Annotated in this window: 18 protein-coding genes; 15 read left to right on the forward strand and 3 right to left on the reverse strand. The window is 46.7% G+C overall.

Going from position 1 to position 23,238, the window contains the following annotated elements:
• The first annotated feature begins 367 nt into the window (after positions 1–367).
• The 4 genes from JC606_RS16845 to JC606_RS16860 all read left to right on the forward strand — a co-directional run bounded on the left by JC606_RS16845 (position 368) and on the right by JC606_RS16860 (position 4,334).
• Positions 368–634, forward strand: a complete 267-nt coding sequence (locus JC606_RS16845) for a DUF4212 domain-containing protein (RefSeq protein ID WP_102425052.1) — start codon at positions 368–370, stop codon at positions 632–634.
• Positions 635–644: 10 nt separating this feature from the next.
• Positions 645–2,348 carry a sodium:solute symporter family protein gene (locus tag JC606_RS16850; protein ID WP_137406927.1) on the forward strand — a complete coding sequence of 568 codons (1,704 nt, stop codon included), beginning with the start codon at positions 645–647 and terminating at the stop codon, positions 2,346–2,348.
• 201 nt (positions 2,349–2,549) lie between these two features.
• On the forward strand, positions 2,550–2,936 hold the full coding sequence (locus JC606_RS16855) for a hypothetical protein (RefSeq protein WP_004737102.1): 387 nt from the start codon (positions 2,550–2,552) through the stop codon (positions 2,934–2,936).
• A 12-nt stretch (positions 2,937–2,948) separates the two neighbouring features.
• Positions 2,949–4,334 (forward strand): class II fumarate hydratase, encoded by a 1,386-nt coding sequence (locus tag JC606_RS16860; RefSeq protein ID WP_102425547.1) that lies wholly within the window; start codon positions 2,949–2,951, stop codon positions 4,332–4,334.
• Between the two features lie 79 nt (positions 4,335–4,413).
• Here the strand turns inward: JC606_RS16860 and JC606_RS16865 are convergent, their stop codons facing one another.
• The gene (locus JC606_RS16865) at positions 4,414–7,845 is read right to left on the reverse strand and encodes a hybrid sensor histidine kinase/response regulator (RefSeq protein ID WP_137406928.1); all 3,432 of its coding nucleotides are present in this window, start codon (positions 7,843–7,845) and stop codon (positions 4,414–4,416) included.
• Between the two features lie 130 nt (positions 7,846–7,975).
• On the reverse strand, positions 7,976–9,157 hold the full coding sequence (locus tag JC606_RS16870; protein ID WP_137406929.1) for a 3-phenylpropionate MFS transporter: 1,182 nt from the start codon (positions 9,155–9,157) through the stop codon (positions 7,976–7,978).
• A 232-nt stretch (positions 9,158–9,389) separates the two neighbouring features.
• Between JC606_RS16870 and JC606_RS16875 the strand changes: the two genes are divergently transcribed.
• The 9 genes from JC606_RS16875 (at position 9,390) to fis (ending at position 19,206) form a co-directional block, all read left to right on the forward strand.
• Positions 9,390–11,222, forward strand: a complete 1,833-nt coding sequence (locus JC606_RS16875) for a DUF294 nucleotidyltransferase-like domain-containing protein (protein ID WP_198779025.1) — start codon at positions 9,390–9,392, stop codon at positions 11,220–11,222.
• A gap of 11 nt (positions 11,223–11,233) precedes the next feature.
• Complete coding sequence (locus tag JC606_RS16880) at positions 11,234–11,866, forward strand: 3'-5' exonuclease (protein WP_137406931.1); 633 nt, start codon at positions 11,234–11,236, stop codon at positions 11,864–11,866.
• Between the two features lie 218 nt (positions 11,867–12,084).
• On the forward strand, positions 12,085–14,034 hold the full coding sequence (acs, locus tag JC606_RS16885; RefSeq protein ID WP_198779024.1) for an acetate--CoA ligase: 1,950 nt from the start codon (positions 12,085–12,087) through the stop codon (positions 14,032–14,034).
• Positions 14,035–14,353: 319 nt separating this feature from the next.
• Complete coding sequence (gene aroQ, locus JC606_RS16890) at positions 14,354–14,803, forward strand: type II 3-dehydroquinate dehydratase (protein WP_102425463.1); 450 nt, start codon at positions 14,354–14,356, stop codon at positions 14,801–14,803.
• Between the two features lie 72 nt (positions 14,804–14,875).
• Positions 14,876–15,343 carry an acetyl-CoA carboxylase biotin carboxyl carrier protein gene (gene accB / locus JC606_RS16895; protein WP_061033584.1) on the forward strand — a complete coding sequence of 156 codons (468 nt, stop codon included), beginning with the start codon at positions 14,876–14,878 and terminating at the stop codon, positions 15,341–15,343.
• A gap of 15 nt (positions 15,344–15,358) precedes the next feature.
• Positions 15,359–16,702, forward strand: coding sequence for an acetyl-CoA carboxylase biotin carboxylase subunit (accC, locus tag JC606_RS16900; protein ID WP_063525207.1), 1,344 nt, complete (start codon positions 15,359–15,361; stop codon positions 16,700–16,702).
• A gap of 188 nt (positions 16,703–16,890) precedes the next feature.
• Positions 16,891–17,778 (forward strand): 50S ribosomal protein L11 methyltransferase, encoded by an 888-nt coding sequence (prmA, locus tag JC606_RS16905; protein ID WP_137406933.1) that lies wholly within the window; start codon positions 16,891–16,893, stop codon positions 17,776–17,778.
• Positions 17,779–17,917: 139 nt separating this feature from the next.
• Positions 17,918–18,886 carry a tRNA dihydrouridine synthase DusB gene (dusB, locus tag JC606_RS16910; RefSeq protein WP_008219544.1) on the forward strand — a complete coding sequence of 323 codons (969 nt, stop codon included), beginning with the start codon at positions 17,918–17,920 and terminating at the stop codon, positions 18,884–18,886.
• A 23-nt stretch (positions 18,887–18,909) separates the two neighbouring features.
• Entirely contained in the window at positions 18,910–19,206 is a 297-nt protein-coding gene (gene fis / locus JC606_RS16915) for a DNA-binding transcriptional regulator Fis (protein ID WP_004729744.1), read from the forward strand.
• Between the two features lie 129 nt (positions 19,207–19,335).
• Here the strand turns inward: fis and zntR are convergent, their stop codons facing one another.
• The gene (zntR, locus tag JC606_RS16920) at positions 19,336–19,767 is read right to left on the reverse strand and encodes a Zn(2+)-responsive transcriptional regulator (RefSeq protein WP_008219537.1); all 432 of its coding nucleotides are present in this window, start codon (positions 19,765–19,767) and stop codon (positions 19,336–19,338) included.
• A gap of 325 nt (positions 19,768–20,092) precedes the next feature.
• On the opposite strand from zntR, the gene purH reads away from it, so the two are divergent.
• The gene (gene purH / locus JC606_RS16925; RefSeq protein WP_004737088.1) at positions 20,093–21,685 is read left to right on the forward strand and encodes a bifunctional phosphoribosylaminoimidazolecarboxamide formyltransferase/IMP cyclohydrolase; all 1,593 of its coding nucleotides are present in this window, start codon (positions 20,093–20,095) and stop codon (positions 21,683–21,685) included.
• 133 nt (positions 21,686–21,818) lie between these two features.
• Positions 21,819–23,108, forward strand: a complete 1,290-nt coding sequence (gene purD / locus JC606_RS16930; RefSeq protein WP_061033581.1) for a phosphoribosylamine--glycine ligase — start codon at positions 21,819–21,821, stop codon at positions 23,106–23,108.
• The last annotated feature ends 130 nt before the right edge of the window (positions 23,109–23,238 follow it).

Consider the following 23,238-nt stretch of genomic DNA (forward strand, 5'->3'; position numbering starts at 1 on the left):
GCATGTCGAATTTCTGCTATTAAGCAAGAAAAGGGCTCTAAAAGCAGCGTAATTACTATAACAAACTTATATTTCCCTTCGTGTCATATGCAGGACTAAATAATGATTCTCTGTCATTTAGTTGTTAAATTTTATTACTCCCTCACTAATTCATCCCTTTTTGTTAGACCTTTGGCCAATTTAACAACCTTGTAACATCACATTTTTATATGGTTTTGTCTCCTAACTCCCATATTTCAGTGGATTAGGGCTAATACCGTCCCGACTAAAGTTGCACAGATCCCTTGACTTATCCTTGCTACATTTCAAATCGTAACATTACGTTAACACAACGACATTCTACGGAAACGGAATAAAGGAGAAGGCAATGGCGTTCGAATCTACGGAACATGCTCAAGCCTACTGGAAGGAAAACTTGGGAATTATGGGAACACTGCTCGCGATCTGGTTCGCAGTGTCTTACGGCGCAGGCATCTTATTTGTTGATGCCCTCAACACCATTCAGTTTGGCGGGTTTAAGCTCGGCTTTTGGTTCGCTCAACAAGGTTCGATATACACCTTCGTGGCGCTGATATTCATTTACGTTGTCCGCATGAATGCGCTCGACAAAAAATACAACGTACAGGAAGACTAGAGGCTAGAACATGGATATTCAAACTTGGACGTTTATTCTCGTCGGTATCACTTTCGCACTGTATATCGGCATCGCAATCTGGGCTCGCGCAGGGTCTACGAGTGAATTCTACGTTGCGGGCGGTGGTGTACACCCAGTAGCAAACGGTATGGCGACAGCCGCTGACTGGATGTCGGCAGCGTCATTCATCTCAATGGCAGGTATCATCTCATTCGTTGGTTACGACGGTGCGGTTTACCTAATGGGCTGGACAGGTGGTTATGTACTACTTGCGCTATGTTTAGCACCTTACCTACGTAAGTTCGGTCAGTTTACGGTTCCTGATTTTATCGGCGAACGTTACTACTCGAAAACAGCACGTATGGTAGCGGTATTCTGTGCAATCTTCGTATCATTCACATACGTTGCAGGTCAAATGCGTGGTGTGGGCGTAGTATTCTCTCGTTTCCTAGAGGTCGACATTAACCTAGGTATCATCATTGGTATGGGTATTGTGTTCTTCTACGCAGTACTTGGTGGCATGAAAGGCATCACTTATACGCAGGTAGCTCAATTCTGTGTCCTCATTTTCGCCTTCCTTGTTCCAGCAATCTTCACGTCAATCATGATGACAGGTAACCCGCTTCCACAAGTTGGTATGGGTTCAACGATTTCAGGCACAGACGTTTACCTACTCGATAAACTGGATGGACTGACTGAAGAGCTCGGATTTACCGCCTATACCGAAGGTAACAAGAGCATGGTGGATGTATTCTTCATCTGTGCAGCTCTAATGGTGGGTACTGCAGGTCTTCCACACGTAATCATCCGTTTCTTCACAGTACCGAAAGTACGTGATGCTCGTATCTCAGCAGGTTGGGCACTACTGTTCATCTCATTGCTATACACAACAGCACCAGGCGTTGCAGCATTCGCTCGTGTAAACATGATTGAAACGATTAACGGCCCAGACATGCAAGGTGTCGCAGCAGCAGACGCACCTAGCTGGTACAAAAACTGGGAAAGCACTGGTCTAGTAGGTTGGGAAGATAAGAACGGCGATGACAAAATGTTCTACTCGGGCGATGAGCGCAACGAGATGAAGATTAACCGTGACATCATCGTACTGGCTTCTCCAGAACTAGCAAAACTACCAAACTGGGTTGTTGCGCTACTGGCAGCCGGTGGCCTAGCAGCCGCACTATCAACAGCCGCTGGTCTACTATTGGTTATCTCAACATCGATTTCACATGACTTGTTGAAGAAAGGCTTCAGACCAAACATGACCGACAAGCAGGAGCTACTAGCCGCTCGTTTGGCAGCAATGGTCGCGATTATCGGTGCAGGTTACTTGGGTATTAACCCACCAGGCTTCGTAGCTCAGGTGGTAGCGTTTGCCTTCGGCTTAGCCGCAGCATCCTTCTTCCCAGCAATTATCCTAGGTATCTTCTACAAGAAGATGAACAAGGAAGGTGCGATTGCAGGTATGTTGACAGGTATTGCCTTCACAGCAAGCTACATCATCTACTTCAAGTTCATTAACCCAGCAGCAAGCACACCTGAAAACTGGTGGTTTGGTATCAGCCCAGAAGGCATCGGTACACTAGGTATGTGTCTAAACTTCGTAGTTTCAATTGCGGTAAACAAAGTGACTGCTGAAGTACCACAAGACGTACAAGAGATGGTTGAAAACATCCGTTACCCTAAGGGTGCTGGTGAAGCTCACGACCACTAAGCATGACCACGAAACAAAGATGTTTAGCAAAAATGAATCAGTACTTACATTGTAGGGATTAGGTACTGAATCTCAGAAAGCCGATACGTTATGTATCGGCTTTTTTCTTTTGCCTACCGTTTTATAAAAACAGAAACAAAGGGTTGTTTTTAAAATATTATTTGATAATAATTATCATTAACATCCAGTAAAGAGATGAAAATGATGATGAAAGAGCAGCAGGTTCTCTATTCGAGGTTCTACAAAGCGCAGGATCGCTTTACTTCCTCAGAGCAAGTTCACGGTCACGAGCCGTTTGTCATTCGAGACTACATCGAGTGTGCACAAACGCTTGCCGCATACTATGAAAAACACGCCGCACAAGAAAACATCTTGCTATGCGAGCTGTACCTGCGCCAAGTTTTCTTCCATCTGATTGAAGCGATTGAGTCTCCTGAGCGCAGTTTTACCTTTCGTCATATCTGCCTAGACTCAATTCACTCACCACTATTTTATCTAAAACGCCACTACTGCCAGCAACCACATGGCCAAGCGCGTTTTTTGAATCTCAGCCAGACACTACAACAAGTCCAAGCCCCACTTGGCTAACAAGGATAAAAGATGACCCTACAATATCGAATTGAAAAAGACAGCATGGGGGAAGTAAAAGTCCCAGCTGATGCACTCTACCAAGCACAAACTCAACGTGCCGCAGATAACTTCGCGTTTAGCTCCCACAAAATGCCCACCAGCTTTATCCAAGCACTGGCGTTAATCAAACAAGCTGCTGCTGACACCAATGCTCAATTAGGTTTATTGGAAGGCGATATTGCCAATGCGATCGCCGATGCGAGCCAAGAGATCATTGATGGCAAACATCTCGATCAATTCCCGATCGATGTCTACCAAACCGGCTCTGGTACTAGCTCTAACATGAACGCCAACGAAGTGATTGCAACACTCGCTTCCAGAAGTTTGCAAGGCGACGTGAACCCGAACGATCACGTCAATATGGGCCAAAGCAGTAACGATGTGGTGCCAACCGCGATCCAAGTCAGTGTCGCACTCACTGCGGAAAACAAGCTGCTACCAGCACTAAGTCACTTGTCTGAAGCACTGAGCGTTAAACAGCAAGAGCTTGCTGAGGTCGTGAAAACCGGCCGTACTCACCTAATGGATGCGATGCCGATTACCTTTGCTCAAGAGTTGGGTGGCTGGAAGTTCCAGATTGAACACGCTAAACAAGCGATTGAAAGCACCCTGCCTGCTATTAAAGCGCTTGCTCAAGGTGGAACGGCGGTTGGCACAGGCATCAATGCTGATCCCCGCTTTGCCGATAAGTTTGCAAGTAACCTGTCGCAGTCGACAAAGATCAGCTTTAACTCGAGTGAAAACTTCTTTTTTAACCTCAGCAGTCAAGACGCGATCGTTGCCTTTTCGGGTCAGCTCAAAACTGCAGCAGTTGCGATCATGAAGATCGCAAACGATCTTCGCTGGATGAACTCTGGCCCATTAGCTGGCTTAGGAGAAATTGAATTGCAGGCGCTACAGCCAGGCTCATCGATCATGCCGGGCAAAGTGAACCCTGTAATACCAGAAGCCGCAGCAATGGCCGCTGCGCAGGTGATTGGTAACGACACCACCATTACAGTAGCTGGCCAGTCTGGCAACTTCCAACTGAATGTGATGCTGCCAGTGATTGCTCATAACGTATTAGAAAGTATCGAGCTTTTAGCTAACAGCTCTGTTGCGCTGGCAGATAGAGCAATTGCGACTTTCACTGTACGCCAAGACAATCTTGATTTAGCGCTTTCAAAGAATCCAATTTTGGTGACTGCACTTAATCCTGTGATTGGTTACCTAAAGGCAGCAGATATTGCCAAGAAAGCTTACAAAGAGGGTTTACCTATCCTTGATGTTGCAGAAAGAGAAACCGATCTTAGCCGAGAAGAACTCAGCAAGCTGCTTGACCCAACTGCTCTCACTCAAGGTGGTATCGCAGGTTAAAACCAGTAACTCATAACAAGTCTACCGGATCGAAAAAGGCCTCATCAGAGGCCTTATTAGGATCTAATAATGACTTAAACTAACTCACGCGATTCAATACTGCTCTGAGTTTTAGCGGTTTCACTGGCTTGGCAATAAAGCTAAAGCTGTTGGCCTTTATCGCCGCCAACATGTCATCGGTTCTGTCGGCACTAATGATGACCCCTTCAAAGGAATCTCCAAGGCGCAAGCGACACTGTTGCAACACCTCAAGCCCTGTTCGCCCATTATCGAGGCGGTAATCAGAAAAAATCACATCGGGTTTCCAGTCACCATCGAGGCACTTCAAACTCTCGACCAAATCAACTGCCGTTTTAACCTCACAACCCCAGCGACCAATCAGGTTCTCCATACCAACCAAAATCTCTCGTTCATTATCAACACACAAGATTTTAAGGTGCTCGATGTCACTGCTCGCCACTGTCGCTGCTACTTGTACAACCGGAGCCACTTGTTCCGCTCTTGCTAAGGTTATAGAGAAAACACTGCCTTGCCCCGGCCATGAGCGCATCGATATTTGATGACCAAGCACATGAGCAATACCTTTAGAAATAGCGAGCCCCAGCCCTAAACCTTGATCGGAACGCACTTGGCTACCACGAGTGAACTCTTCGAAGATCTCTTGTTGCTTGTCTTCATCAATACCGGTTCCGTTATCCCACACATCGATTCGCACCTGCCCCCTGACTCGTCTTGCTCCGAGCACTACTTTCCCCTCTGGGTTATAGCGGAAGGCGTTAGTCAAAAAGTTCTGAATCACTCGTCTCAGCAACTTAGGGTCAGATTGAATAAACAGGGATGATGGGATCATCTTGAAATCAATTTTTTGCTGCGTCGCTAAGGCGCTAAATTCAGCATTCAAGTTAGCGAGCACATCATGCACCGCAATGGCGTGAATGTTGGTTTCCAGTTTGCCGGACTCTAATCGTGAGATATCCAACAAATCACCAATCAAGTCCTCTGCCGCACCCAGTGCACTTTCAATATGGGATGAAAGCTGCTTCACCTCTTGCTCTTTTGCTACCTCCGAAAGTGACGAAGCAAACAAGCGCGCCGCATTCAGTGGCTGCATCAAATCGTGGCTTACTGCGGCCAAGAAACGACTCTTAGATTGCGATTCTTGATCAGAAATTTGTGTCGCCTTGACCAAGCGATGGTTCAGTTTTTCGAGTTCTTGAGTTCGTTCGTGCACTCTTGATTCCAAGCTTTCATTGGCGTCTTTTAGCGCCTGTTCTGCTTGTCTGAATACCGTGATATCGGTAAAGCTCATCACAAAGCCGCCGCTCGGCATTGGATTACCTTGCACCTCAATCACGCGACCATCAGGACGAATGCGAGAAGAGGTGTGTCGTGTGCCTTGCTCCAAGTGATAAACACGGCGACGCACATGATCTTCAGGGTCACCCGGACCACACAACCCTTGCTGAGCATTGTGGCGAATCACATCGGAGATCGGCCTGCCCACTTGTATCAAACCAGCAGGGAATTCAAACAGTTCTAAGTAACGCTGATTCCATGCCACCAGCCTCATCTGTTTATCAACCACTGCAATACCTTGACCAATATGCTCAATCGCACCTTGTAGCAAGCCACGGCTGAAATCGTACAACTCAGAGGCTTCATCAACGATGGTTGCCACTTCTTCAAGCTGCATATTTCTGCCCTGCAGAGCAGAAGTGAGTACTAACTTAGCGGAGGAGGCTCCAAACACACCCGCCAGTACACGCTCAGCATGTCGAATCAAGCTTGCTGGCGCTTGTTGATTAGGAAGCAGCGGTTGACCGTGTTGCTGCCAGTAACTTTGGATAGCGCTTTTCGCTCGCTTTCGACCAACAAACCGCGACGCCAGCATCTCTAGTTCAGCCACGGTTACACGGCTTTGATAAAGGCTAATGTTCTCATTTTCAGGCAGCGGCGTACCAACAAATGCCGCCGATTGTAAGCGCTCACTTAGGCTTGGCCTGGTCGAAATAGAAACCACGGCATAACACAAAGTATTGAGCACAATACTCAGGACTATCCCCCAGTTTGAACTGCTAATATCCCAACTACTGAGTAACTCTGGTGGTGTGATGACCCACAGCAGCAAGTTACTTTGACTGTCGCCAGCCAACATACTGGTTTGACTCATCAAGGTAATGAGCCAAATCACCGAGCCAACCATTAAACCGACATAAACACCCTTGCGATTACCCGGGCGCCAGTACAAACCACCAATCAGTGCCGGAGCAAATTGAGCAATCGCCGCAAACGAAAGGAAGCCAATCGCAGACAAGGAATGAATGGTATCGAGCGCCTGATAGAACAACCAAGCACCAAGTAGAAGCAATAAAATAAGCCCACGACGAATCACCAATAGCAACCCAGAGAAGTGGCGATGAGTCCTTTGGGTAAGTCGCATGCGGCGCAGCAATAGCGGCATCACTAAATCGTTCGACACCATGATCGCCAACGCGATGGTCGACACAATTACCATACCACTAGCAGCAGATGTACCACCAAGGAACGCAAGCAAGGCAATATGATTGGCGCCTTCAGCCATCGGCAGACTGATCACATACGTATCTGCAGGCATGCTCGGAAGCAGTCCTTGCCCAGCCCATGCAATTGGCAGAACGAACAGCCCCATCAAAATCAGATAAAGCGGAAATAACCAACGAGCGGTGTGCAGATCTTGAGGACGTTCATTCTCAACGACCATGGTATGGAACTGACGCGGTAAGCAGACAATCGCCAACATGGTCAAAACAGTATGGATAATTAAGGTCGGAATATTCGGCGATTCATAAGTGCTCGCCGCCACGTCGAGCAGGTCAATCTTGTCGCTGCTCATCGCCAAATACATGATAAATAGGCCAACAATCAAAAATGCCGCCAGCTTAACGATCGACTCAAACGCCACCGCCATCATCATGCCACGGTGGTGTTCCGTATTGTCTATGTGCCTTGTACCAAACAGCATGGTAAAAATGGCCAGCGCACCGACCACAAACCAAGAAACATGGTAATCCTGATAGCCAAAATCTTGAGCCAGACTCGGGGCAACGATATCCAACCCCATGGTGATACCACGTAGTTGTAAGGCGATATAAGGCAGAATACCGATCACTGCGATAACCGTCACCGCTACCGCTAAACCTTGAGATTTACCATAGCGAGCCGCAATGAAATCGGCAATTGAGGTAATATGTTCCCGCTTCGCGATCAGAATCAGTCGCGCTAAGATCCGCCACCCAAGGGTGAAGACCAAAATCGGTGCAAGATAGATGGGTAAGAAAGACCAAGGGTTATTGCTCGCCTGACCCACCGTTCCATAGAAGGTCCAAGAGGTACAATACACCGCAATAGAGAGGCTATAGATCCACGGTCGCCAACGCGATAGCCAACGAACCTGCCTGTCTCCATACCAAGCGATCAGAAATAACACGCCCAAGTAGGCTAAAGAGACTGGAATTACTACCCATCCTTGCATTGAAAACCCTTTCTTCATCCATAAAAAACCTCTCCATAAGGGAGAGGTTTCATTTAACTAAGGATGAGTCATTAACTCAATCGCATCGCTTAAATTCTGTGCTTTAGACTCTAATAATCACGATTGGTTATCAGCTATGAACTTCTGACTCGGGTTGATTAACTTCAACCACAGAGCTTCTTTCATCAAGCTTGATAAACAGGGCAATTACACCCATCGCAGCCATTCCCCAGAAGATATTCGCGCCCCACAGTTCGTAGCCCCAGCCACTTAGGGTCGTCATTAATGCGATAAAGGCGCCAAGTGGTATCGCATTGTACAGAGCCTGCAATGCCACCATTTTGTTCGACTCTTGAGACTGAATGTATTGAATAGCAGCGATGTGTGCCATGGCGAATGTCACCCCGTGCAACAGCTGAGCCACTATCAATACTGGGATCGCAGTCGTTGATGCGGTGATACCCCAACGAGCCATGACCCCGATACCAGCAATCACAAACAGAGTGCGCAATGATAATCCAGCAAACAGTCGCTTACTCAGAGCAAATACTGCCACCTCAGCAACCACAGCCAAGCTCCACAGATAACCGATGATCGCCTCAGAGTGCCCCGCCTCTTTCCAGTAAATCGCACTAAAGCTGTAATACGCAGCGTGGCTTCCTTGAAGCAGTGCCATCAATGCAAGAAACTTCACTACCGATGATTCACGTAATAGTTGACCAAGTTTAGGTCTTTCAGCCACTTGCTCTGATTCTGTCACTGGCATTACGTTCGGGGTTCTCATCGCGAACAATAAAGACACTAACACCCCTGCCAGTGCAGTATACAAAATCATATCCGTACCAAATTCAGCCACCAGATAACCAACCACGGTAGAACCCGCAATAAATGCCACTGAACCCCACAAGCGTGTACGTCCGTAGTCGAGCATCTTGAGACGGCTGTAATGGTTCGCCATTGCATCAGAAAGCGGAATAATCGGTCCATAGCAGAGGTTGAACATTACCGTTGCTAGCAGCATCAATAAAAAGCTACCACCAGTAAAGAAATGGAAACCAACAAATAATAGCGCGACAAAACTGAGGCAACGCAATGCTGGCATTAAATGCTCAACTTTATAGATACGTGGTGTTATCACAAAGTTGGCAACACAACGCGTAGCCAAACCCACACCAATCAATACGCCAATGTCCCCCGCAGAAACGCCTTGGTCTTCAAACCATAGCGCCCAAAATGGCAGATAAACACCATAGGCAAAAAAGAAACCGAGAAAATACTGGGATATCCAGCCATAAGGGGAAGGTTTAAACATAGGCAACCTATAAAAATGTGCGGAACAAGGAAGCGCCAATTATGCCTAGGTCACAAAAGATGAAAAAGGGAATTATTGCGGGGATAGTATTCCCATATTCAATTAGTTCAGATATCGCATTTCAGCAAGATATCTAAGCTCTCCAAATCGCCACTCTCTCACTTAGACTAAAGTCGTCTGGAGCTTCGCTGGTAATTTGTCACACTAAAAAGAGACTCTAACTCCCTTGCGATTGCTTATGCCTGATAAATTTAATATGCAGCACCCGCCTTTCGATAGCTTGTCTGAAGCGGAACAGTTAACGCTACGCTCAGCTTTAGATGTGGTTTACTACCGAGCTCACGAAGTGATATTGGAGGCCGACCGCCCGAGCCGCCACCTGCATATTCTGATTAAAGGGGCTGTCGAAGAGCGCGCTAGCAGTGACGGAGAGATCTATGCGCACTATGCCAATGACGATATTTTCGATGTGCGCAGCCAGTTTGAGCCTCATACCAAACATCAATATATCGCATTAGAAGATACCTTAAGTTACCTATTACCAAACGACGTTTTTCTTGAGCTATACCACGCCAACGGCCAGTTCGCCGCTTACTTTGATAGTAACCTCTCGACCCGAAAAGCATTGATTGAAGCCGCTCAGCAACAGCAGAATCTTGCTGAGTTCATACTGACCAAAGTCGACGACTCGATTTACCACCCACCACTGATACTTGAACCTGACCAACCTATCAATCAAGTCACTCAAACCCTTAAAGAACAAGGCTTAGACTCGGCCTTGGTTCATTTGGAACATGATGATCCAAAAGCTTTTGGATCATCATGTTCCTTTCCGTACGGAATCGTCACACGGACCAATTTATTACACGCGGTGATGCTTGATGATCGCCCGCTCGATACACCTGTCGGCGAGATAGCAACCTACCCTGTTTTGCATGTTAATCATGGTGACTTCTTGTTTAACGCCATGATCACCATGACAAGGAATCGTGTAAAAAGGCTGATGGTTTGTGATGGGTTAAATGCGGTCGGCATGGTGGATATGACGCAAATACTCAGTGCGTTCTCCACTCACTCGCATGTTCTTACTTTGCATATCGCTCGAGCCACCAGCATTGAAGAATTGGCCATGGCCTCCAACAAGCAACGTCAATTGGTCGAAAGCCTGCTCAATAATGGTATTCGTACACGTTTCATCATGGAGCTAATTTCGGCCGTCAATGAACAGATTATTGAAAAGGCATTTGAACTGGTTATTCCCCCTGCACTACACAACCATTGCTGCCTCATCGTGCTGGGTTCAGAGGGACGCGGAGAACAGATACTCAAAACCGATCAAGACAATGCGTTGATCATTCAAGACGGATTAGAGTGGCACCAATGCCAAAACGCCATGAACGATCTCACTCATACGTTGCAACAGTTAGGTTATCCACTGTGTCCTGGCAACGTCATGGTCAACAACCCGAAGTGGGTTCACTCAGAACAAGAATGGAAACAAACTCTGACGAGGTGGGTAAAAAAAGCAACGCCAGAGACAGTGATGGATATTGCCATCATGGCGGATGCACATGCTGTTGCAGGCAATAGAGACCTGTTACTCCCCGTTAAGCAGCACTTGAGTGATTTGATGCTCGGACAGGAATTGATTCTGACCGAGTTCTGCCGCCCTGCCCTTAACTTCTCAGTTCCCCTGACCCTGTTTGGTAATGTAAAGCAGTCCAAGTCCGGACTCGACATAAAACAAGGTGGTATTTTCCCTATAGTGCATGGTGTTAGAGCACTGAGCCTTGAACACGGCGTGACGGTCAATAACACCTTTGAACGCATTGAGCATCTCGTGAGTAAGAAGGTACTAGAGCAAAGTACCGCGGATAACCTCAGTGAAGCGATCAAGCAGTTTTTTAAGTGGCGTTTATCACAACGCCTGTCGCAACAGCACAGCAGCAATAAAATCGACGTCAAACTAATGGAGCGAGCAGATCGAGATCTGCTTCGTCATAGCCTGCACGTGGTTAAGAAATTCAAGCAATGGCTCGGCTACCACTATCAGATAAGGGACTAGGCGATTGCACGATGAATAGACTGGTTCGCTATTACTGGCATCACAAGCTCAAAGGCTCTCCGCATCAGCCTCTGTTTACTGCGCCTCTTCATCAAGAATATGTCTCACTCGATTGCGAAACCACCAGCCTCGACCCTAATCAGGCTGAACTGGTGACCATTGCCGCGACCAAGATCATCGGTAACCGCATCATCACCAGTAAGCCCTTCGAAGTTAGATTACGAGCCCCTCAATCGCTCGACTGCAATTCAATAAAAATCCACCGCATCCGCCATCAAGACCTCAAACACGGAATCGAAGAGAAACAAGCCCTAATTGAACTGCTAAGCTTCATTGGTAATCGTCCTTTAGTCGGCTATCACATCCGCTATGACAAAAAAATTCTCGACCGCGCCTGTTTAAAACAACTCGGATTTCCGCTGCCTAACCGATTAATCGAAGTGAGCCAACTCTATCAAGACAAACTCGAAAGACAGCTGCCCAATGCCTATTTCGACCTCAGCATGGATGCAATTTGTCGCCAGCTCGACTTACCAATTCCAGTCAATAAACATGATGCATTACAAGATGCTATCTCTGCTGCGCTGATCTTTGTCCGCCTGAAACATGGTGATCTGCCCCGCTTCAACTCTTCGTACACCTAATTCAACCCTTGCAGCTAGACATAGAGAGCAACATCTCAAAAATGAACTTAACTCGCTAGTTTGTAAGTGAAAAGCGGCGTCTCATCCTAAAGTCTAATTGTGGAAATCGCCGTCCTAGCCGAGAGTGATAACACAAAGACGGTTCTGTAATAGACCTAGAAACTGAACACAAAGGAAGTTGCCAGTTCATTAGGAATGTAGGCACAAGGAGAGATGCAATGAGTGAAGCCCACGTTTATCCGGTAAAAGAAAATATTAAATCAACCACACACGCGGATAATGACACTTACCTAGCCATGTACCAACAATCTGTTTCTGACCCAGAAGGCTTTTGGGGTGAACACGGAAAAATCGTGGATTGGATTAAACCTTTCACACAAGTAAAAAATACCTCTTTCGACCCAGGCCACATCGATATTCGCTGGTTTGAAGATGGCACATTGAATGTGTCGGCGAACTGTATTGACCGCCACCTTGCTGAGCGCGGTGATGAAGTCGCCATCATCTGGGAAGGCGATGACCCTGCAGATGATAAAACCCTAACTTTTAATGAACTGCACAAAGAAGTATGTCTGTTCTCTAACGCTCTAAAAGAGCAAGGCGTACGTAAAGGCGATGTGGTTTGTTTATACATGCCTATGGTTCCTGAAGCTGCAGTTGCTATGCTGGCGTGTACTCGTATTGGTGCAGTTCATACCGTGGTATTTGGTGGTTTCTCACCAGAGGCACTGTCAGGTCGTATTATCGATTCGAATGCTAAAGTCGTGATCACAGCCGATGAAGGCGTGCGTGGCGGCCGAGCTGTTCCTCTTAAGAAAAACGTCGACGAAGCACTGACCAACCCAGAAGTGAAAACCATCGAAAAAGTGATGGTGCTTAAGCGTACTGGCGGTGAGGTTGCATGGCATGAGCACCGTGATATTTGGTGGCATGAGGCGACAGCAAACGTGTCAGCAGACTGCCCACCAGAAGAGATGAATGCGGAAGACCCACTATTCATCCTTTATACATCAGGCTCAACAGGCAAACCGAAAGGTGTAATGCACACTACCGGTGGTTACCTTGTTTACGCAGCGATGACCTTTAAATACGTATTTGATTACCAAGAAGGCGAAACCTTCTGGTGTACTGCAGATGTGGGTTGGATTACTGGCCACACATACCTTGTATACGGACCACTGGCTAACGGCGCTAAGACAATCCTGTTTGAAGGTGTACCAAACTACCCGAACACAAGTCGAATGAGTGAAGTGGTGGATAAGCACCAAGTCAACATTCTTTACACTGCACCAACGGCTATTCGTGCATTGATGGCGAAAGGCAATGAAGCGGTTGAAGGCACCTCTCGTGACAGTTTGAGAATCATGGGCTCAGTAGGTGAACCCATTAACCCAGAAGCGTGGGAGTGGTACTACAAAACGATTGGTAACGAGCAGTCTCCTATTGTTGATACATGGTGGCAAACCGAAACGGGCGGTATCCTAATTGCCCCACTACCAGGCGCTACCGACCTAAAACCGGGTTCAGCGACTCGTCCATTCTTCGGTGTACAACCTGCGCTAGTAAATAACATGGGTAATATCATTGAAGGCGCAACCGACGGCAACCTAGTCATTCTAGACTCGTGGCCAGGTCAAATGCGTACTGTTCATGGCGATCATGACCGCTTCGAACAGACTTACTTCTCTACGTTTAAAGGCATGTACTTCACCAGTGATGGCGCTCGTCGTGATGAAGACGGCTACTACTGGATTACTGGTCGTGTTGATGACGTGCTGAACGTATCTGGTCACCGTATGGGTACTGCAGAGATTGAGTCAGCGCTCGTTGCATTCGATAAGATTGCAGAGGCTGCGATTGTCGGTATTCCTCACGACATCAAAGGCCAAGCGATTTACGCTTACATCACGCTTAATGATGGTGAGTTCCCAACCGCAGAGCTTCATAAAGAAGTGAAAGACTGGGTGCGTAAAGAGATAGGCCCTATTGCGACACCAGACGTGCTGCACTGGACCGATTCATTACCGAAAACCCGTTCAGGTAAGATCATGCGTCGTATCCTGCGTAAGATCGCAACGGGCGATACTGGCAACCTTGGTGATACTTCAACGCTAGCAGACCCAAGTGTGGTTGATAAGCTGATTGCAGAGAAAGCTGAATTGGCATAATAGCTGTCACACCAGAATCACTGTTTAAAACAGATCATTTCCAAACCGTCACCTATGTGGCGGTTTTTTTATGACTGATCTTGCTCTCAAATATCCACACCACAATTAAGGTAATAACGCTTTTTTGTTAAGTTGGTAACAATTTCACTTGCTATCAATAGGAGATTAGACCAGTAAATTGCTGCGATTTGCGCTGAATTAGCTATAATCTGGTTCTAATTTTTAAATTTGGGTTTTTCTCACTGGAAATTAACCCCAAATTTTCAATAAAATGGCAACATTCAAGGTCGTAATCACGATAAAGGAAGATAGCCCCACGATGTCTACAAAGTTTCGCATTCTAGTTTTAAATGGCCCAAACCTTAACCTGTTAGGCCTAAGAGAACCGGCACACTACGGCTCTCAAACACTTGAGCAGATTATTAGCTCACTAACAGAGCAAGCGAAAACACAAGATGTTGCGCTATCTCACTTACAGTCAAATCGTGAGTATGAACTGATCGAAGCTATCCATAATGCATATCAAGATATTGATTTCATTATCATCAACCCAGCGGCCTTTACACATACCAGTGTGGCGTTGCGTGATGCACTACTTGGCGTAGCGATCCCATTTATTGAAGTGCACCTATCGAATGTTCATGCACGCGAACCTTTTAGGCACCACTCTTACCTCTCAGATAAAGCCGAAGGGGTAATCTGTGGCTTAGGCGCACAAGGCTACCAATTTGCTTTGACTGCTGCGATTCACAAGTTGCAGTCAAAATAACGAACATAACCGAACTAATAGACACCAGCTCTAGTCATAGAGCATAGTTAATTAACAAAAGAGAAAGAAACGATGGATATTCGCAAAATCAAAAAGCTAATCGAATTGGTTGAAGAGTCTGGTATCGCAGAACTAGAAATCTCTGAAGGTGAAGAGTCAGTACGCATCAGCCGCAACGGCACTGCACCTGTAGCAGCACCAATTCAATACGCAGCAGCTCCGGCTCCAGCAGCGGCACCAGCTCCTGCAGCAGCTCCAGCTCAAGCGGCAGCTCCAGAAGCAGCAGAAGCTCCAGCAGCACCTGCAGGTCACCAAGTTCTTTCTCCAATGGTTGGTACGTTCTACGGCGCACCAAGCCCAGACGCAAAACCATTCGTAAAAGTTGGTCAACAAGTTAACGCTGGCGACACACTATGTATCGTTGAAGCAATGAAGATGATGAACCAAATCGAAGCTGATAAGTCTGGTGTTGTAACTGCAATCCTTGTTGAAGACGGCCAACCAGTTGAGTTCGACCAAGCTCTAGTAATTATCGAATAATAGAGAAGCCTCATTATGTTAGATAAATTAGTAATCGCGAACCGTGGTGAGATTGCACTACGTATTCTGCGAGCATGTAAAGAGCTAGGCATTAAAACGGTTGCTGTTCACTCAACAGCTGACCGTGACCTTAAGCACGTACTGCTAGCAGACGAAACCATTTGTATCGGCCCTGCTCGTGGTATCGATAGCTACCTAAACATCCCTCGTATCATCAGTGCAGCTGAAGTTACAGGCGCTGTTGCTATCCACCCTGGCTACGGCTTCCTATCTGAAAACGCAGACTTCGCTGAACAAGTTGAACAAAGCGGTTTCATTTTCGTTGGTCCTAAAGCAGAAACTATCCGTATCATGGGTGACAAAGTTTCAGCAATCACGGCAATGAAGAAAGCAGGTGTACCTTGTGTACCTGGTTCTGACGGCCCGCTAAACGACGACGAAGCAGCAAACAAAGCACATGCTAAGCGCATTGGCTACCCAGTGATCATCAAAGCGTCTGGCGGCGGCGGTGGTCGTGGTATGCGTGTTGTTCGCACTGAAGGTGAACTAACAGAAGCAATCGCAATGACACGTGCTGAAGCAAAAGCATGTTTCAACAACGACATGGTTTACATGGAGAAATTCCTAGAAAACCCACGTCACGTTGAAGTACAAGTAATTGCTGACGGTCAAGGCGGTGCTATCCACCTTGGTGAGCGTGACTGTTCAATGCAGCGTCGTCACCAGAAAGTTGTTGAAGAAGCACCAGCTCCAGGTATCACTGAAGAGATGCGTAAATACATCGGTGAACGTTGTACTCGTGCATGTCTAGAAATCGGCTACCGCGGTGCAGGTACATTTGAATTCCTATACGAAAATGGCGAATTCTACTTCATCGAAATGAACACTCGTATTCAAGTAGAGCACCCAGTAACAGAGATGGTAACTGGCGTTGACCTAATCAAAGAGCAACTTCGTGTTGCTGCTGGTCAACCTCTATCTTTCACGCAAGACGATATCAAGATCAAAGGTCACGCGATCGAATGTCGTATCAACGCGGAAGATCCAGAGAAGTTCCTACCTTCACCAGGTAAGATTGAGCGCTTCCACGCTCCTGGTGGTATGGGCGTTCGTTGGGACTCTCACATCTACACTGGCTACACAGTTCCACCACACTACGATTCAATGATCGGTAAGCTAATCACTTACGGTGAGAACCGTGACGTTGCGATTTCTCGTATGAAGAACGCACTAGGTGAAATGATTGTAGAAGGCATCAAAGTAAACATCTCTCTACAAGAGTCGATTATGAACGACGAAAACTTCCAACACGGTGGTGCAAACATCCACTACCTTGAGAAGAAACTTGGTCTTCAATAGAAACTAGCCTCGTGTAATTTGTTCTTAAATGGACAAAATAAAATGCTCACTTTGGTGGGCATTTTTGTTTTTAAGCGTCCAAAAAACGCAATCAATATTCCCCATTATATTCCTTGGGGTTTTGGTGAATTTGCTCATATTTTCTGCTAGACTCGCCATCCAATTTTTCTCATATAGAAGATTCAGCCATGCCTTGGATTCAAATCAAGCTTAATGCTACCAATGAAAATGCCGAACAAATTGGCGACATGTTAATGGAAGAGACTGGTGCTCTTTCTGTAACTTTCCTGGATGCACAAGATACCCCTGTATTTGAGCCTCTGCCGGGTGAAACTCGCCTTTGGGGTGACACTGACATTCTTGCGCTTTACGACGCTGAGATTGATACAGGTGTCGTTCTAGCGCAGATTAAAGCAAGCAACATGTTCCCTGCAGACTTTGCTCATAAAGTTGAGCAAATTGAAGACAAGGATTGGGAACGTGAATGGATGGACAACTTCCACCCAATGAAGTTTGGTGAGCGTTTATGGATCTGCCCAAGCTGGCGCGATATCCCTGAACCTGACGCGGTAAACGTAATGCTAGACCCTGGCCTTGCATTCGGTACTGGTACTCACCCAACAACAGCATTGTGTCTTGAGTGGCTTGAAGGATTAGATCTTTCAGGCAAAACCGTAATCGACTTCGGTTGTGGCTCAGGCATCCTAGCGATCGCAGCGATCAAACTAGGCGCAGCAAAAGTTATCGGGATCGACATTGATCCTCAAGCACTACTTGCATCAAAAGACAACGCAGAGCGCAATGGCGTTGCTGAGCAACTTGAGGTGTTCTTGCCACAAGATCAGCCTGAAGGTTTACTAGCAGACGTTGTTGTTGCCAACATTCTTGCCGGTCCACTGCGCGATCTTTCAGGCATCATCAAAGGCCTAGTTAAGCCAAATGGTGTGCTTGCGATGTCGGGTGTTTTAGATACACAAGCGGAAGATGTTGCGACTTATTATCGTGATGAGCTTCACATTGATCCGATTATCGAGCAGCAAGAGTGGTGTCGAATCTCTGGTCGCAAGCAAGGCTAGACAAGACTTTGGGCGCTAATTGATTGAATTTTATGCAAATTACAAAAACAAATTGTAAATGCTCAAATATTAGTCTTTTCACGCAGCGAAAAAATGCGTAAAATGCGCGCCCTTGCTGGTACAGAACTGTGATGACGTTTTGAAAATCGGAAATTATCAACTTAAGAACAATCTAATCGTCGCTCCAATGGCTGGCGTAACGGATAGACCATTCCGTGAGTTGTGTCTTCGCTACGGTGCGGGGATGGCAGTCAGTGAAATGATGTCCTCCAATCCAAAGGTTTGGAAAACGTCGAAGTCTCAGCAGCGTATGGTACATGAAGGCGAATCGGGCATTCGTTCAGTACAAATCGCTGGTGCAGATCCACAGCTTATGGCCGAGGCTGCGCAATTCAATGTCGATAACGGTGCGCAAATCATCGATATCAATATGGGTTGTCCAGCCAAAAAAGTGAATAAGAAGCTTGCGGGCTCTGCCCTACTTCAGTATCCAGACCTCATTGAAGAGATCTTGAAAGCTGTGGTAAACGCAGTCGACGTTCCAGTAACGTTAAAGACTCGTACAGGCTGGGATACAGATAACAGAAACTGTGTCCAAATCGCTAAAATAGCCGAAGACTGCGGCATACAGGCACTTGCCCTTCACGGGAGAACTCGCGCTTGTATGTACAAAGGTGAGGCAGAATACAAACACATTAAAGCGGCGAAACAAGCTGTATCTATTCCGGTTATTGCTAACGGTGATATCGATAGCCCGGAAAAAGCTAAGTTTGTGCTGGAGTACACCGGCGCTGACGCTTTGATGATTGGTCGTCCTGCCCAAGGTCGTCCATGGATTTTTAACGAAATCCTACACTATTTGGAAAACGGCACCACGATGGATCCACTCCCGGTTTCGGAAGTGAAAGACATCATGCTTGGCCATGTTCACGCTCTACATGAATTTTATGGAGAGTTTTTAGGCCCTCGCATCGCTCGTAAGCATGTGGGTTGGTACCTAAAAGAGCATGAACAAGCGAGTGAGTTTCGCCGTACCTTCAACGCACTCGAAGCAGGTGATCTGCAGCTTGAGGCGCTAGAAGGTTATTTTGATAACGTTGCACCATAATTACGAGAAGAGCTAGACCGAATATGTTCGAACAAAATCTGACTTCAGAAGCATTGACAGTGACTACAGTAACATCACAAGACCAAATCACGCAGAAACCACTACGTGATTCAGTGAAAGCATCATTGAAAAACTACCTTGCTCAATTAAACGGTCAAGAAGTCAGCGAGTTATACGAACTAGTATTAGCTGAAGTTGAACAGCCACTACTAGACACCATCATGCAGTACACTCGCGGTAACCAAACTCGCGCAGCAACTATGATGGGTATCAACCGCGGTACTCTTCGCAAGAAACTTAAAAAATACGGCATGAACTAATCGTTCTTTCGTAATTAATTGAATTGAAAGCCAAGCTCATTGATTGAGTTTGGCTTTTTTTTGGCTTGTAGATTAGAGAACGGAGAAATGGGTAATAATGGATAGGTTACCCATTTACCAGAGCGCCTATTAGCTGCAGCAGCGCCCTTTTTCAACATTAGCTGAGTCTAACGCTGCCAGAATTGAACAATGGCTAGCATCGTCGTCTATATGGCCACAACACGCATCGTTAATCTTTTTAAGCGCGGTGCGAATCTTGGTTAATTCAGTAATCTTCTCATCGATCATCTCCAACTTGGCAGTGGTGATGGACTTCACTTCAGCACAACTATGTTGTGTTGCTTCTAGGCGAATCTCGAGCAATTCTTTAATCTCATCTAAACTCAGCCCCAACTCTTTGGATTTGAGGATAAAGGTCACCTGTTTTTGGTTATTTTCATCATATAGGCGATAACCCGATTCACTACGGCTCGCTGGTGCAATCAAATTATTTTTTTCGTAGAAGCGCAAGGTATCGGCTGTCACACCGCATCGTTTCGCTAATTCACCGATCTGAAACATGTTTTTTCCTATTCCTTCATCCATTTCACAATTAACCTTATCGTTACTTTTTAGGCTGAAATGGCACTTTTCATAATTATTTTTAAGATGCCAAACGATTGCGCGAGCTTTTTTGTAATAAATTAGTTAGAATCTGCGCCATCAAATTTGGAGTTGGTTATCTTATAGCTTAATCGTAAGACTAACCTCAAAGGTCTTTACCAAAACTGGCCAATATTTTATCTCTTACTGGAATCTAAAATAATCCACGTTGAGAAGATAGAAACAAGTTCTTTTTTGGCAAATATCTTTATTTTAACCCCATGAATTTGAGGAAGATGGAAGCATGAATAACGCTCGTCCAATTCGCCGCGCTCTAATCAGCGTATCAGACAAAACTGGTATCGTTGAATTTGCACAAGCTCTTGCTAACCGTGGTGTAGATATCCTATCTACCGGTGGCACTGCTCGCCTGCTTGCTGAAAAAGGCATCTCTGTTACAGAAGTATCTGACTACACTGGTTTCCCAGAAATGATGGACGGCCGTGTTAAGACTCTGCATCCAAAAGTTCATGGTGGTGTCCTAGGCCGTCGCGGCCAAGACGATGACGTGATGGAAACTCACGGTATCAACCCTATCGATATGGTTGTTGTAAACCTATACCCATTCGCAGAAACCGTTGCTAAAGAAGGCTGCACGCTTGCTGATGCCGTTGAGAACATCGACATCGGTGGTCCAACAATGGTTCGCTCTGCAGCGAAAAACCACAAAGACGTAACTATCGTTGTTAACGCTCACGACTACGACCGCGTTATCGCTGAAATGGACGCGAACGAGAAGTCTCTAACACTAGAAACTCGTTTCGACCTAGCTATCGCAGCATTCGAACACACAGCTTCTTACGACGGCATGATCGCTAACTACTTCGGCACTATGGTTCCATCTTACGGCGAGAACAAAGAAGGCGACGAAGAGAGCAAATTCCCTCGCACGTTCAACCAACAGTTCGAGAAAAAACAAGACATGCGCTACGGTGAGAACAGCCACCAAGCAGCAGCATTCTACGTTGAAGCAAACCCTGAAGAAGCATCAGTTTCTACTGCTCGCCAAATCCAAGGCAAAGCGCTTTCTTACAACAACATCGCCGACACTGACGCAGCACTTGAGTGTGTGAAAGAGTTCGACGAACCAGCATGTGTCATCGTTAAGCACGCTAACCCATGTGGCGTAGCACTAGGTGAAGACATCCTAGAAGCTTATGACCGTGCATTCAAAACAGACCCAACGTCTGCATTTGGTGGCATCATCGCATTCAACCGTGAGCTAGACGCAGCAACAGCAACCGCTATTACTGAGCGTCAATTCGTTGAAGTTATCATTGCTCCTTCTGTTTCTGCTGAAGCAGTAGAAATCGTAGCGGCTAAGAAAAACCTTCGCCTACTTGAGTGTGGTGAGTGGACAACTAAGACGACTGGCTTTGACGTGAAACGCGTTAACGGCGGCCTACTGGTTCAAGACCGCGACCAAGGCATGGTGTCTGAAGATGACCTTAAAGTGGTTTCTAAGCGTCAACCAACCGCTGAAGAGCTAAAAGATGCCCTATTCTGCTGGAAAGTAGCGAAGTACGTGAAATCTAACGCGATCGTTTACTCGAAAGGCGACATGACTATCGGTGTGGGCGCAGGCCAAATGAGCCGTGTTTACTCTGCGAAAATCGCTGGCATCAAAGCTGCAGACGAAGGTCTACAGGTTGAAGGTTGTGTGATGGCATCAGATGCATTCTTCCCATTCCGTGACGGTATCGACGCGGCGGCAGAAGCGGGCATCAAATGTGTTATCCAACCAGGCGGCTCTATGCGTGATGACGAAGTTATCGCAGCAGCAGACGAGCACGGCATGGCGATGATCTTTACGGGCATGCGTCACTTCCGCCACTAGAAAGAAAAGATACGAGAGCGCTTCGCTACGGGAAACGAGAACGCTGCGCTCCGAGATGAGCAACACTATCATTTAGTGTTGCTCAGACATTTTCTAGTTCTACTACTATCAATTTTGATTGAAGGTTTAAAACATGAATGTATTGATTATTGGTGCCGGTGGTCGTGAGCATGCACTAGGTTGGAAAGCAGCACAAAACCCAAACGTTGAAACAGTATTCATCGCTCCAGGTAACGCAGGTACTGCACTTGAGCCAAAACTTGAAAACGTAAACATCGGCGTTGAAGACATCGCTGGTTTAGTGGCGTTTGCTCAAGAGAAAAAAATCGAACTGACTATCGTTGGCCCTGAAGCGCCATTGGTTATTGGTGTGGTTGACGCGTTCCGCGAAGTAGGTCTGCCTATCTTTGGTCCAACTCAAGCGGCAGCACAGCTGGAAGGCTCTAAAGCATTCACTAAAGACTTCCTAGCTCGTCACGACATCCCAACAGGTTCTTACGCGAACTTCACTGAGATTGAGCCAGCTATCGCTTACGTTCGTGAGCAAGGTGCACCAATCGTAGTTAAAGCTGACGGCCTTGCGGCTGGTAAAGGCGTTATCGTCGCGATGACTCTTGAAGAAGCAGAAGACGCAATCAAAGATATGCTAGCAGGCAACGCATTTGGCGAAGCAGGCAGCCGCGTGGTTATCGAAGAGTTCCTTGAAGGCGAAGAAGCAAGCTTCATAGTAATGGTTGACGGCTCTAGCGTTCTACCTATGGCCACCAGCCAAGACCACAAACGTGTTGGCGACAAAGACACTGGCCCTAACACGGGCGGCATGGGTGCTTATTCTCCAGCTCCTGTAGTAACACCTGAAATCCACAACCGTATCCTTGAAGAAGTTATCTACCCAACGGTACGTGGCATGGACGCAGAAGGCGCACCTTACACTGGTTTCCTTTACGCTGGTCTAATGATCGATGCTGACGGCACTCCGAAAGTTATCGAATACAACTGCCGCTTCGGCGATCCAGAAACACAACCTATCATGATGCGCATGGAGTCAGACCTTGTTGAGCTTTGCCTAATGGCTATCGACGAGAAACTAGACGAAGCAGAATCTAAGTGGGATCCACGTGCTTCAATTGGTGTTGTTCTTGCGGCTGGCGGCTACCCTGCTGACTACGCAAAAGGTGACGTAATTTCACTACCAACAAGCGAAGTTGAAGGCCAAAAGGTTTTCCACGCAGGTACTGCAAATAACGAAGCTGGCGACGTGGTGACAAACGGTGGTCGTGTACTTTGTGCAACAGCGCTGGGTAACACGGTTTCTGAAGCTCAGGAGCGCGCATACGCGTTAACGAAGCAAGTGAGCTGGAATGGTATGTTCCACCGCAATGACATTGGTTACCGTGCGATTGCGCGCGAGCAAGAGCAGTAATCAAGATTGTCACTCGCTTACTATCCAATAACAGTAAGTAAATGACAGCAGCGAAGAACGAAAAAGGCGCCTTAGTGGGCTGTCTCTTGATCACAAGTCTGGTTAATCAAGAGACTTGGCGAGTTCATAC

The sequence above is a fragment of the Vibrio sp. IB15 genome (genome assembly GCF_016406055.1).
Taxonomy (GTDB): Bacteria; Pseudomonadota; Gammaproteobacteria; order Enterobacterales; family Vibrionaceae; genus Vibrio; species Vibrio chagasii.

What these genes read in the sequence shown, in the direction of transcription:
- JC606_RS16845 (WP_102425052.1), top strand. Translation starts at nt 368, where the DNA reads ATGGCGTTCGAATCTACGGAACATGCTCAAGCCTACTGGAAGGAAAAC.
- JC606_RS16850 (WP_137406927.1), top strand. Translation starts at nt 645, where the DNA reads ATGGATATTCAAACTTGGACGTTTATTCTCGTCGGTATCACTTTCGCA.
- JC606_RS16855 (WP_004737102.1), top strand. Translation starts at nt 2,550, where the DNA reads ATGATGATGAAAGAGCAGCAGGTTCTCTATTCGAGGTTCTACAAAGCG.
- JC606_RS16860 (WP_102425547.1), top strand. Translation starts at nt 2,949, where the DNA reads ATGACCCTACAATATCGAATTGAAAAAGACAGCATGGGGGAAGTAAAA.
- JC606_RS16865 (WP_137406928.1), bottom strand. Translation starts at nt 7,845, where the DNA reads ATGCAAGGATGGGTAGTAATTCCAGTCTCTTTAGCCTACTTGGGCGTG.
- JC606_RS16870 (WP_137406929.1), bottom strand. Translation starts at nt 9,157, where the DNA reads ATGTTTAAACCTTCCCCTTATGGCTGGATATCCCAGTATTTTCTCGGT.
- JC606_RS16880 (WP_137406931.1), top strand. Translation starts at nt 11,234, where the DNA reads ATGAATAGACTGGTTCGCTATTACTGGCATCACAAGCTCAAAGGCTCT.
- acs (WP_198779024.1), top strand. Translation starts at nt 12,085, where the DNA reads ATGAGTGAAGCCCACGTTTATCCGGTAAAAGAAAATATTAAATCAACC.
- aroQ (WP_102425463.1), top strand. Translation starts at nt 14,354, where the DNA reads ATGTCTACAAAGTTTCGCATTCTAGTTTTAAATGGCCCAAACCTTAAC.
- accB (WP_061033584.1), top strand. Translation starts at nt 14,876, where the DNA reads ATGGATATTCGCAAAATCAAAAAGCTAATCGAATTGGTTGAAGAGTCT.
- accC (WP_063525207.1), top strand. Translation starts at nt 15,359, where the DNA reads ATGTTAGATAAATTAGTAATCGCGAACCGTGGTGAGATTGCACTACGT.
- prmA (WP_137406933.1), top strand. Translation starts at nt 16,891, where the DNA reads ATGCCTTGGATTCAAATCAAGCTTAATGCTACCAATGAAAATGCCGAA.
- fis (WP_004729744.1), top strand. Translation starts at nt 18,910, where the DNA reads ATGTTCGAACAAAATCTGACTTCAGAAGCATTGACAGTGACTACAGTA.
- zntR (WP_008219537.1), bottom strand. Translation starts at nt 19,767, where the DNA reads ATGTTTCAGATCGGTGAATTAGCGAAACGATGCGGTGTGACAGCCGAT.
- purH (WP_004737088.1), top strand. Translation starts at nt 20,093, where the DNA reads ATGAATAACGCTCGTCCAATTCGCCGCGCTCTAATCAGCGTATCAGAC.
- purD (WP_061033581.1), top strand. Translation starts at nt 21,819, where the DNA reads ATGAATGTATTGATTATTGGTGCCGGTGGTCGTGAGCATGCACTAGGT.